The sequence below is a fragment of the Polaromonas sp. P1_G4 genome (assembly GCF_056405475.1).
This window is the reverse complement of the sequence record NZ_JBFUCA010000093.1, coordinates 1-11,305: the sequence shown is the minus strand read 5'-3', so window position 1 is coordinate 11,305 and position 11,305 is coordinate 1. Positions and strand designations below refer to the sequence as shown.

Sequence of the window (11,305 nt, the reverse complement as noted above, 5' to 3'; positions counted from 1 at the left end):
CCTCTACGCTGCGCATGAACGACGATGCCATCATCATCCTGGATCCGGTTAACCTGCCCGTCATCCAGAACGCCATGGCCAAGGGCGGCAGGAACTGGATTGGCGGCAACTGCACGGTGAGCTGCATGCTGATGGGCGTGGGCGCGCTGTACAAGGCGGGCCTGGTCGAATGGATGACCAGCATGACCTACCAGGCGGCGTCCGGCGGCGGCGCCCAGCACATGCGCGAGCTGCTGACCCAATATGGCACGCTCAATAGCGAAGTCCGCGCCTTGCTGGACGATCCCAAATCAGCCATCCTGGAAATCGACCGCCGCGTGCTGGCCAAACAGCAATCACTGAATAGCGATGAGACGGCCAATTTCGGCGTGCCGCTGGGTGGCTCCCTCATTCCCTGGATCGACAAGGACCTGGGTAACGGCATGAGCAAGGAAGAATGGAAGGGCGGCGCGGAAACCAACAAGATCCTGGGCCAGGGTGCTGGTTTCGGCACGGCTGAAACGCCGGTCGACGGCTTCTGCGTGCGCATAGGCGCGATGCGCTGCCACAGTCAGGCCCTGACCTTCAAGCTGAAGAAGGACGTGCCGTTGGCCGATATCGAGGCCATGATCGCCGCAGACAACCAGTGGGTCAAAGTTGTGCCCAACACGCGTGAGGCCTCGATCAAGGACCTCACACCCGTCGCCGTGACGGGCACCATGCAGATTCCGGTGGGTCGCCTGCGCAAACTGGCCATGGGCCCCGACTACCTCGGTGCTTTCACCGTGGGCGATCAGTTGCTCTGGGGTGCGGCCGAACCGCTGCGCCGCATGCTTCGTATACTGCTTCAGGGGTAAATAATTCGGGGTGAGCGGTTGCCAACATGCGGCCACTCATCCGTAACCACTTGTTTCCGTGCGTTGTCGTCTGACAACATCCTGAACATGTAAGTTGATGCTAACTCGATGTGTCAAAACTTAAGTGGTGTCTTAGCTTGTCAGCCTAATGCCTTGATGTTAAGGTTGTTTTTCGAAAATTCGCATCGAGGTTTTTGTGCGCTTAAGCAGAATAAAGTTACATGCAGACCGAGCACTGGAGGCTCCCAACCCCATGAATAAACGCGGTCGTTGGCGTATTGGCGCCCTGGCGAGTGCCATTGCATTGCTGGGCAGCCTGGCAAGTCTTGAAGCCCATGCGCTTGCGCTGGGCCGGATCACCGTTCAATCGGCGCTGGGTGAACCCCTTCGCGCCGAAATCGAGATCACGGACCTCAAGCCCGATGAAGCAGCCAGCCTTCGGGCCGGTGTTGCACCGGCAGAAGCCTTCAAGGCAGCAGGCATGGAATACGGCACGGTGGTCACCGGTGTCGAAGTCAGCCTGCAACGTCGGACGGACGGACGGTCTTTCCTGCGATTGAGCAGCAACCGCCCCGTTACCGAGCCTTTCGTGGACCTCATCCTGGAGGCCAATTGGTCGAACGGGCGAATTACACGCGACTACACCATGCTGTTTGACCCGCCGGCACTGCGGTCCGGCAGTAGCGGCACAGCAGTTGCGCCAACTGCACCTGTGCTGTCGCGCCCCGGTTCGCCCAATGCCGCGCCGCCCTCCAAAGGCATTGCGTCCATCCCCTATTCCCCGTCAGGCCCCGGCTCCAGTGCCACCAGGCCCGCCCCCGTAGCCAAGGCACCTGCGGCAAAGGCGGAAAAAGCCCCCGCCGGCGACACACAGGTCACCGTCAAATCCGGTGACACCGCAGGCAAAATCGCTGCCCAGAACAAGCCGTCCAGCATTTCACTGGACCAGATGCTGGTCGCCTTGCTCCGAAGCAACCCGGATGCCTTCATCGGCGGCAATGTCAACCGCATCAAGTCCGGCGCCGTGCTGGACATCCCGACCGCCGAATCGGCCGGCGCCGTCTCCCCCGGCGAAGCTACCCAGACCATCGTCGCGCAAAGCAAGGACTTCAACACTTTCCGCCGAAAACTCGCAGAAGGCGTGCCAGCGGCACAGGTAGCCGGTGCCGACCGCCAGGCCGGCGGCAAGGTGGAGGCCAAGGTGGAAGACCGGGCGCCTGCCAGCACCACCCCCGACAAGCTCACCCTGTCCAAGGGAGCCGTCAAGGGCAAGGCAGCGACAGCCGCCGAAGAAAAGATTGCCAAGGAACGGCAAGCCAAAGAAGCCTCGACACGGGTCGCGGAGCTGTCCAAAAATATCAACGAGCTCAACAAACTCGGAAGCGGTCCGGCAGCGGCACCCGCAGCCAGCGCAGCCAAAACGCCAGGTGTGGCTGTTCCAGTTCCGTCCAGCGTTACAGTCCCCACACCTGCGGCGGCTCCGGCAGCTTCGGCGCCTTCCATCGCCGCATCGGCATCCACCAAGGCAGCGGTGACAGCCACACAGCCGGCCAGCGCAGCAGTTGCGGGCACGACGCCTGCGGTTCCCATGGCACCCGCCTCTGCAGCCTCAGCCACGGCTGCAAGCGCCGAGCCGCTTGCAGCGGCTTCACAACCAGCCCCCGCGGCCAGCGAACCCGTCGCACCGGTGGCAGCCGCTCCGGCAGCACCCAAAAAACCGGTTGTTGCGCCGCCTCCGCCGCCACCTGAACCCAGCCTGCTCGACGAACTGCTGGAAAACCCCCTGGTATTGCCGGGCGTAGGCCTTCTGGTCGCGTTGCTCGCCGGATTCGGTTTTTACCGGTACCGCCAGCGCGCCGGTGGGGCCCAGGTTGACAGCTCTTTCCTTGAAAGCAGGTTGCAGCCCGATTCTTTTTTCGGCGCCAGCGGCGGCCAAAGAATTGACACGAATGAAGGCAACGCCACGGGCTCGTCCCTGGTGTATTCGCCCAGTCAATTGGACGCCGCTGGCGACGTAGACCCCGTAGCCGAAGCCGATGTGTACCTGGCATATGGACGCGACCTGCAAGCTGAAGAAATCCTCAAGGAGGCGATGCGCACCAGCCCCATGCGCGTGGCAATTCACGCCAAGCTGATGGAAATCTATGCAAAACGCCGCGACAGCAAGGCATTTGAAACTGTCGCCATCGAAGCCTTCAATCTGACCCACGGCAATGGCCCGGAATGGGCGTACATCACCGAGATGGGCCGCGAGCTCGACCCTTCGAACCCGATGTACCAGCCTGGCGGACAGCCCGCYGGCACAGCCTCCGCCGCCGGGACCTCGGCGTTCAGCCCGGGCGGTACCGTGGCCATGGTGGCTCAACCGGTCAATGTCCCTGCGCCAACACCGGCCGTGGACGTTGATCTTGACCTGGATTTCTCACTCGGTGATGAGCCTGATACAGCCACGACCCCTGCGGCAATATCGGCACCCGTTGCACCAAAACCAGTTGCCCCGCCCGTCGTCAGGAAACCGGAACCCGCCGCCCTGAACATGGATTTCAGCAGCGCAACGGTTGCCATGCCTGCGGCCAAGCCACCGGCACCTGCTGCGGCCAAACCCGCCGAAGCGGCACCCGAGATTTCCTTTCTGTCCGAAGGCCTGAACTTTGAACCCGAGCCGTTCGTCCCGCCAGCCAAACCGGTTCCGCCGGTCAAGGCCGCTCCGGCCCCGGCCCCGGCCCCGGCAGTAGCCGACAGCGGCATGCTGGAATTCGACCTGGGCTCGCTTTCACTTGACCTGAATGGCCCAACAACGGAGAGTCCCGCTCCTGAGTTTGAAGTATCTTCTTCGTCGGATGACCCGCTTGAAACCAAGTTCATGCTGGCCGAAGAGTTCCGCTCGCTGGGTGACACCGACGGTGCCCGCTCGCTGGCCGAAGAAGTGCTGGCAGAAGCCAGTGGCCCGTTGAAAGTCAAGGCGCAGGCGTTCCTGAACGCCTTGGCGTGAGCGCAGCCTGAACGCACCGCGTTCACTGCGCACCGGCCGGGGTTCAACCGTGAGGATTGCCCTCGGCATCAGCTACAGCGGAAGTGCCTACGAGGGCTGGCAAAGCCAGCTCTCGGGCAATACCGTGCAAGACAAGCTGGAGCTGGCCTTGGCCAAGTTTGCCGCCCAGCCGATTCGTACCCTCTGCTGCGGGCGCACCGACGCTGGCGTGCATGCGCTGATGCAGGTCGTGCACTTTGACACGCCGCTGCAGCGCGACATTGCCTCATGGGTGCGCGGCACCAACACCTTTTTACCCGGTGACATCGCGGTGCAATGGGCACGCGAGKTCCCCGACGAATTCCATTGCCGCGGTAGCGCCATCGCACGCAGGTACGCCTACGTCGTGCTGGAATCACCAGTGCGGCCCAGCGTGGAAGCCGGGCGTGTCGGCTGGGTGTACCGGCCACTGGATGGCACTGCGATGCGACAGGCTGTCACGCACCTCATTGGCGAGCACGATTTCAGCTCTTTCCGGGCCGCGCAGTGCCAGGCCAAGTCCCCCGTCAAAACGATCAGCCGGATCGACATCTCCGAGCGTGCCGGTACGGGCTCCAAATACTGGCGCTTCGAGTTCGAGGCCAACGCCTTTTTGCACCACATGATTCGCAACATCATGGGCTGCCTGGTGGCTGTCGGCCAGGGCAACTACCCGCCAGGCTGGCTGGCCGAGGTAAGGGATGCGCGCAGCCGCGACGCAGCCGCGCCCACTTTTTCACCCGATGGGTTGTACTTCTTGGGACCGGTCTATGAAGACCACTATGGCCTCCCAAGTCGCACAGCGGCCTATGATTGGCTTCCATGACGCCCGCCACCCGCACCCGAATCAAGATCTGCGGCCTCACCCGCGAGGAAGACGTGGACGCGGCCGTGGCTGCCGGAGCCGATGCAATCGGGTTTGTGATGTACGAAGCCAGCCCGCGCCATGTGACAGCCGAACGCGCCGCCGGACTGGCTCGCCGCCTGCCTCCTTTCGTGACGCCGGTGCTGCTTTTCGTCAATGCCCCCGCTACAAAAATCATAGCTGCTTGCGCAGGCCTACCAATGGCTTTACTACAATTTCATGGTGACGAAACACCCGAGATCTGCCTGGAGGCCGGGCGCCCGTTCATGCGCGCCGCACGCATTCCACTTGGTGAAAAAACCACTGAAAGCACGCCTGGAACCTCCGGCGGCTTTGATCTCGTAAAATACGCACAAGACTTCAAGGCCGCACAAGCCATCCTGCTCGACGCTCATGTCGAAGGTTATGGTGGCGGCGGGAAAACATTCAATTGGTCACTTCTTCCTCCAAACGTCAGCGCTCACCTCGTTTTGTCTGGTGGATTGACGCCTGCAAACGTGATCGATGGCATTTTGCAAGTCAGGCCGCGTTGCACAACGCTGGCCGTTGATGTCAGTTCGGGCGTCGAGATTTCCAAGGGAATCAAAAGCGCCTACAAGATCAACCAGTTTGTAGCGGCCGTTCGCGCCGCCGACGAACTACTTGCAAAGAGTCTTAACCATGTACGAGTACCACCAGCCTGACGTTTCAGGCCATTTCGGAATTTACGGCGGCAGTTTTGTTTCAGAAACCCTGACGCACGCCATCAATGAGCTCAAAGACGCCTACGCCAAATACCAGCACGACCCGGAGTTCCTCGCCGAATTCCATTCCGAGCTGGCGCATTTCGTAGGCCGCCCCTCTCCGATTTACCACGCCGCACGCATGAGCCGTGAACAAGGCGGCGCGCAGATTTACCTCAAGCGCGAAGACCTGAACCACACCGGCGCGCACAAGATCAACAACACCATAGGCCAGGCCATGCTGGCGCGCCGCATGGGCAAGCCGCGCGTGATTGCTGAAACCGGCGCCGGTCAGCACGGCGTGGCCACGGCCACCATCTGCGCCCGCTACGGCCTGGAATGCGTGGTCTACATGGGCAGCGAAGATGTCAAGCGCCAAAGCCCTAATGTCTACCGCATGAACCTCCTGGGCGCCACCGTGGTGCCGGTCGAAAGCGGCAGCAAGACGCTGAAAGACGCGCTCAACGAAGCCATGCGCGACTGGGTCGCCAACGTGGACAACACCTTCTACATCATTGGCACCGTGGCAGGCCCCCACCCCTACCCCATGATGGTCCGCGACTTCCAGAGCGTGATCGGCACCGAATGCCTGCAGCAGATGCCGGAGTTCATCGGCACGAAGCAACCCGACGCAGTGATCGCCTGCGTGGGCGGCGGCAGCAACGCCATGGGCATCTTCCATCCCTATATCCAGCACGCCAAAACCCGCTTGATCGGCGTCGAGGCCGCAGGTGAAGGCCTGGACAGCGGCAAGCACTCCGCGTCGCTGCAGCGTGGCCTGCCCGGCGTGCTGCACGGCAACCGCACCTATGTGCTGCAAAACGACGACGGCCAGGTGACCGAAACGCACAGCATCAGCGCGGGCCTCGACTACCCCGGCGTCGGCCCCGAGCACGCATTCCTCAAAGACATCGGCCGTGCCGAATACGTCGGCATCACCGACACCGAGGCGCTGGAAGCTTTTCACTACCTGTGTCGCACCGAGGGCATCATTCCGGCGCTTGAATCCAGCCATGCCGTGGCCTGCGCAATGAAGATGGCTCGCACCATGCGCCCAGACCAGAGCCTGCTCGTCAATCTCTCAGGCCGGGGCGACAAGGACATCGGCACGGTAGCCGACCTTTCGGGCGCGGAGTTTTACGACCGGCCTTCGATGCGGGGCTTCTCTGTCAAGGGTGGTGCGACAACCGCGGCTTCGTTCGATGCCAGCGGCGCCAAGGGCAGCGGGGTGCAATCATGAGCCGCATTGCCACCACCTTCTCCACACTGAAAAGCCAGGGCCGCAAGGCCTTGATCCCTTACGTCACGGCGGGYTTTCCCTTTGCCGACGTTACCCCCGAGCTGATGCACAGCATGGTGGCCGGCGGCGCCAACGTGATCGAGCTGGGCGTGCCCTTTTCCGACCCCAGCGCCGACGGCCCTGTCATCCAGAAGGCGGGTGAAAAAGCCTTGTCCCTGGGCATCGGCCTGGCGCAGGTGCTGGAGATGGTGCGCCAGTTCCGCACCAAAGACAGCGCCACCCCCGTCGTTCTGATGGGCTACGCCAACCCGGTCGAACGCTACGACATCAAACACGGCGGCAGCAAAACCGAAAGCGCCTTCATCCGCGACGCTGCCGCGGCCGGCGTGGACGGCGTACTCATCGTCGATTACCCACCCGAAGAATGCGTGGAATTTGCCGCCCGGCTGCGCGCCCACGGCATGGACCTGATCTTTTTGCTGGCCCCCACCAGCACGGACGCCCGCATGGCCCAGGTGGCGCAAGTCGCCAGCGGCTATGTCTACTATGTCTCGCTCAAGGGCGTGACGGGCGCCGGCACGCTGGACGTGGACGCCGTGGAGGCCATGCTGCCGCGCATCCGCAAGCATGTGAACGTACCCGTGGGCGTGGGCTTCGGCATTCGCGACGCCGCCACGGCCAAGGCCATCGGCAAGGTGGCCGACGCGGTGGTGATCGGCAGCAAGATCATCCAGCTGATTGAAAACCAGCCGCGTGACAAGGTGGCAATCGTTGCCAGGGACTTTTTGAAGGAAATCCGTACTGCTTTGGACTGACTTTTAATGGGCGAAACCCGGCGCATAATTGCGCTTTTCGCCCGGCAAATGCGTCTGGATCCCGCTCGACACCCTAAGGACTTACCCAATGTCTTGGTTAGAAAAACTTCTTCCCCCAAAAATCAGCCCCACCGATCCGACCGAGCGTCGAAGTGTGCCCGAGGGCCTGTGGATCAAGTGCCCGAGTTGCGAAGCCGTGCTCTACAAAACCGACCTGGAAAAAAACCAGAACGTCTGCCCGCAGTGCAGTCACCACCACCGCATAGGCGCGCGCGCCCGGCTGGACGCCTTTCTGGACCCGGAAGGCCGTTATGAACTGGGCCAGGAAGTGCTGCCCGTCGACGCCCTCAAGTTCAAGGACAGCCGCAAATACCCCGAACGCCTGAAAGAAGCCCTGGAAAACACCCAGGAAACCGACGCCCTGGTGGTGATGGGCGGCGCCGTTCACAGCATCGGCGTGGTGGTCGCCTGCTTTGAGTTTGATTTCATGGGCGGCAGCATGGGCAGCGTGGTGGGCGAGCGCTTTGTGCGCGGCGTGCACGCCGCTATCGAGCAAAAAGTGCCTTTCATCTGCTTTACCGCCACCGGCGGCGCACGCATGCAGGAAGGCCTGCTAAGCCTGATGCAAATGGCCAAAACCAATGCATCGCTGACCCGCCTGGCCAAAAAAGGCCTGCCCTACATCAGCGTGTTGACCGACCCGACCATGGGCGGTGTGAGCGCCGGCTTTGCCTTCGTGGGCGACATCGTGATCGCCGAGCCCAAGGCCCTGATCGGCTTTGCCGGCCCGCGCGTCATTGAGTCCACCGTGCGCGTCACGCTGCCTGAAGGCTTTCAGCGCGCCGAGTTTTTGCAAACCAAGGGCGCAGTCGATTTGATCTGCGACCGCAGGGAACTGCGCAAGACCGTGGCCAACTCCCTGGCCATGCTGCTGCGCCAGCCAGCCGATGCCGTCAGCTGAGAGGCCGGCAATTCCCGGAAGCAAGGCATAAGTCCCAAGGCATAAAAGGCGTATCAGCCGCACGAAAAATTCACCGCGCGGGTCACATGGGATGATGTGGTTCACGGCACTCCAAAGCACGATGAGACCATGCCAGAAGCCCTGACACTGACCTCCCTTCCCCTGTTCCCGCTGGGCGCGGTGCTGTACCCCGGCGGCGTGTTGCCGCTGCGCATCTTTGAGGTCCGTTACCTCGACATGATCGGTAAATGCCACAAGGCGGGTGCGCCTTTCGGCGTTGTTTCACTCACCGAAGGCTCCGAGGTACGCCGGCCCGCCGATGCAGGCACCCCCACGGGCGACGGCTTTGCGAACGAGGCCTTCAGCACCATCGGCACCCTGGCCACCATTACCGAGTTCTCCAGCCCGCAACCGGGCCTGATGGCCATACGCTGCACCGGTGCGCAGCGCTTTGAAATCACCCGCCGCGAAAAACTCAGGCATGGCCTGTGGATTGCCGATGTCACCCGGCTGGAAGACGACCAACCGGTGGAAATTCCGGTTGACCTGYAGGCCACGGCCAATGCCCTGGGCAAGCTGATTACAAGCCTGCAGGAACGCGAGGTGCCGCAAGCACAAATGCCGCTACTGGCGCCCTACAGGCTGAACGACTGCGGATGGGTCGCCAACCGCTGGTGCGAACTGTTGCCGATGCCGCTGGAATTAAAGCAGCGCCTGATGCAACTGGACAACCCCTTGATGCGGCTGGAACTGGTCAGCGACATTCTGGAGCGCACAGGAATTTCGCTGTAAACAAGGAACCAGCGAAATCAGATCCGGGATTTGTACTCCGGAACATGACTGGTTAACCAAGCCTTCACGGTTTCGCCGGACGGTGCGGCACCAACAGCGGATATCCAGGCTGTTACATCGTCGATGGCAACGGCCTGATCGCCCGACGATTTGGCCACACGGAGTTTGGGATGGGGAGTGGGCTCCGTGGTTTCGTCATCAGCCATCAATTCTTCAAATAGTTTTTCGCCGGGACGCAAACCGGTAAAAGTGATCGAAATGTCGTGTTCGGATTTACCCGAAAGACGAATCATCATCCGGGCCAGATCCACAATTTTTACAGGCTCACCCATATCGAGCACGTAAATCTGGCCACTGCGTCCCATAAGCCCGGCCTGCAGTACTAATTTGGCGGCCTCCGGAATCGTCATGAAATAGCGCACGATGTCGGGGTGCGTCACAGTGATCGGGCCACCACGCGCAATTTGCTCAGTGAACAGCGGAACCACAGAGCCGCTTGAGCCCAGAACATTTCCGAACCGAACCGACACAAACTGGGTGTCGGTGTACTCGCGTGCAATGCTCTGCACCACGAGTTCCGTCATGCGTTTGGTGGCTCCCATGATATTGGTGGGATTCACTGCCTTGTCAGTGGAGATCAAGACGAACTTCTGGGCACCGCATGCACCGGCCACTTTAGCGGCGTGAATGGTTCCGAGAATATTGGTTCGGACCGCTTCGATTTCGTTATTCAACTCCATCAATGGGACATGCTTGTACGCTGCCGCATGAAAAAACACCGAGGGCTTGTACTGCATTGCGATGGCCTGCAAGCGGGCATGCTCCCTGACATTGGCCGTGTAATAGAGACCTTGCATCTGCGGATGCGCTTCCCGCAGTTCCTGCTCCAGCTTGTAAATGGCAATCTCGGAGGCGTCCACACAAACCAGCCGGGCGACACCCAATCGCGCAATCTGCCGGCAAAGTTCCGACCCTATAGACCCGCCAGCACCCGATACAAACACGGTTTGACCCGAAAAAAGCTCCGCCAGTCCCTGCGTGTCCAGTTCCACCGCCTGCCTGCCCAGCAAATCTTCCAGTTCGATTTTCCTCGGACTTGCACTCTCGGACTGCAACCATTCATCCGGCCTCGGCATGGTTAGCAACGTCAGTCCGGGCGGACTGGACTGCATGAGGACCTCGCGACGCTCCCGAGAGCCCGGCGGACTGGCAATGAGCGCAGTTGATGCACCCGTAGACGCAGCCATGTCGGCAATTGCAGCCGGAAGTCCCAATACCGGTATTTGATGAAGATAACGCCCTTGCTCGGACTCAACGGATGAAGCAATACCCACACAATGCCATTGCCTGGATCCCTTGATTGCACGCAGGGCATCGGCAGCATCATGAAGCGATCCGACAATCAACAAGGCCCGGGATTCGTCCGACGGGCTACCGTGCTCAACAAATGTCCGCCAGGCAGCGCGAGCTCCGCCAAGCAATATCAATGCAACGAGTGGATGCAGCAGGAGGACAGATCGCGGAAAATTTGGATACCGGATCATCAGCACAGCTGCGGCAGCCAACAGTCCACCGAGAAACACCCCCCATACCAGTTGCCGCAGCTCGGGCAGGCCAATGTACTTCCAGATTTGGCGGTCAACGCGTGCAATGACCAGTCCGGCCGCAGACCCAGCCAACGCCCATGGCATGCTCTGTAGGGCGAGTGCTTCAAACTCCTCAGGAATATCAAAATTAAACCGCAGCCAAAATGCTGCCCACCACCCTAGACAAACCAGCAAGAGATCTGCAGTCCACAGCGAAACAGTCTCTTTACGCAAGCGCACGACGGCCCTCCGTCATGAGCAGGACATGCCGTAAATGATCAATCACGCGGTCTTGCTGAGCCGCATCAAGATTTGAACCCGAGGGCAAACAGATACCCGTTCGAAAAAGGTCCGCAGAGATATCAACACCGGACTCATGCGAAAAATAAGGAGCACCTTCAAAGAGTGGCTGCAAGTGCATGGGTTTCCAGACCGGCCTCGCCTCAATCAAGTGCCGCTCAAGCGCCTTCATCACATC

General features: G+C 61.0%; 10 protein-coding genes. 8 read left to right on the top strand and 2 right to left on the bottom strand.

What is annotated here, in order from left to right; all coding sequences use genetic code 11:
• From asd to AC1D1X_RS06875, 8 genes are all read left to right on the top strand, one after another.
• The coding region (gene asd, locus AC1D1X_RS06910; RefSeq protein WP_477698031.1) for an aspartate-semialdehyde dehydrogenase at nucleotides 1–836 on the top strand (836 nt) is incomplete at its 5' end.
• 253 nt (nucleotides 837–1,089) lie between these two features.
• Nucleotides 1,090–3,828 (top strand): FimV/HubP family polar landmark protein, encoded by a 2,739-nt coding sequence (locus AC1D1X_RS06905; RefSeq protein ID WP_477671346.1) that lies wholly within the window; start codon nucleotides 1,090–1,092, stop codon nucleotides 3,826–3,828.
• A gap of 49 nt (nucleotides 3,829–3,877) precedes the next feature.
• Nucleotides 3,878–4,672, top strand: coding sequence for a tRNA pseudouridine(38-40) synthase TruA (gene truA, locus AC1D1X_RS06900; RefSeq protein WP_477698030.1), 795 nt, complete (start codon nucleotides 3,878–3,880; stop codon nucleotides 4,670–4,672).
• Nucleotides 4,669–5,394 carry a phosphoribosylanthranilate isomerase gene (locus AC1D1X_RS06895; protein WP_477671344.1) on the top strand — a complete coding sequence of 242 codons (726 nt, stop codon included), beginning with the start codon at nucleotides 4,669–4,671 and terminating at the stop codon, nucleotides 5,392–5,394. Before truA ends, AC1D1X_RS06895 begins: the two co-directional genes overlap by 4 nt.
• Nucleotides 5,372–6,673 carry a tryptophan synthase subunit beta gene (gene trpB / locus AC1D1X_RS06890; protein WP_477671343.1) on the top strand — a complete coding sequence of 434 codons (1,302 nt, stop codon included), beginning with the start codon at nucleotides 5,372–5,374 and terminating at the stop codon, nucleotides 6,671–6,673. Before AC1D1X_RS06895 ends, trpB begins: the two co-directional genes overlap by 23 nt.
• Nucleotides 6,670–7,488, top strand: coding sequence for a tryptophan synthase subunit alpha (gene trpA / locus AC1D1X_RS06885; RefSeq protein ID WP_477671342.1), 819 nt, complete (start codon nucleotides 6,670–6,672; stop codon nucleotides 7,486–7,488). The genes trpB and trpA overlap by 4 nt, the downstream gene beginning before the upstream one ends.
• 88 nt (nucleotides 7,489–7,576) lie before the next feature.
• On the top strand, nucleotides 7,577–8,449 hold the full coding sequence (accD, locus tag AC1D1X_RS06880; RefSeq protein ID WP_457279350.1) for an acetyl-CoA carboxylase, carboxyltransferase subunit beta: 873 nt from the start codon (nucleotides 7,577–7,579) through the stop codon (nucleotides 8,447–8,449).
• A 129-nt stretch (nucleotides 8,450–8,578) separates the two neighbouring features.
• Nucleotides 8,579–9,241, top strand: a complete 663-nt coding sequence (locus AC1D1X_RS06875; RefSeq protein ID WP_477698029.1) for an LON peptidase substrate-binding domain-containing protein — start codon at nucleotides 8,579–8,581, stop codon at nucleotides 9,239–9,241.
• A 17-nt stretch (nucleotides 9,242–9,258) separates the two neighbouring features.
• On the opposite strand, the gene AC1D1X_RS06870 is transcribed toward AC1D1X_RS06875, so the two are convergent.
• Together AC1D1X_RS06870 and AC1D1X_RS06865 are read right to left on the bottom strand one after the other, a co-directional pair.
• Nucleotides 9,259–11,067: a polysaccharide biosynthesis protein gene (locus tag AC1D1X_RS06870; RefSeq protein ID WP_477671340.1), complete on the bottom strand. Its 1,809-nt coding sequence runs from the start codon at nucleotides 11,065–11,067 to the stop codon at nucleotides 9,259–9,261.
• Nucleotides 11,054–11,305: DegT/DnrJ/EryC1/StrS family aminotransferase (locus AC1D1X_RS06865; RefSeq protein WP_477698028.1), on the bottom strand; the 252-nt coding region annotated here is incomplete at its 5' end. The genes AC1D1X_RS06870 and AC1D1X_RS06865, both read right to left, overlap by 14 nt.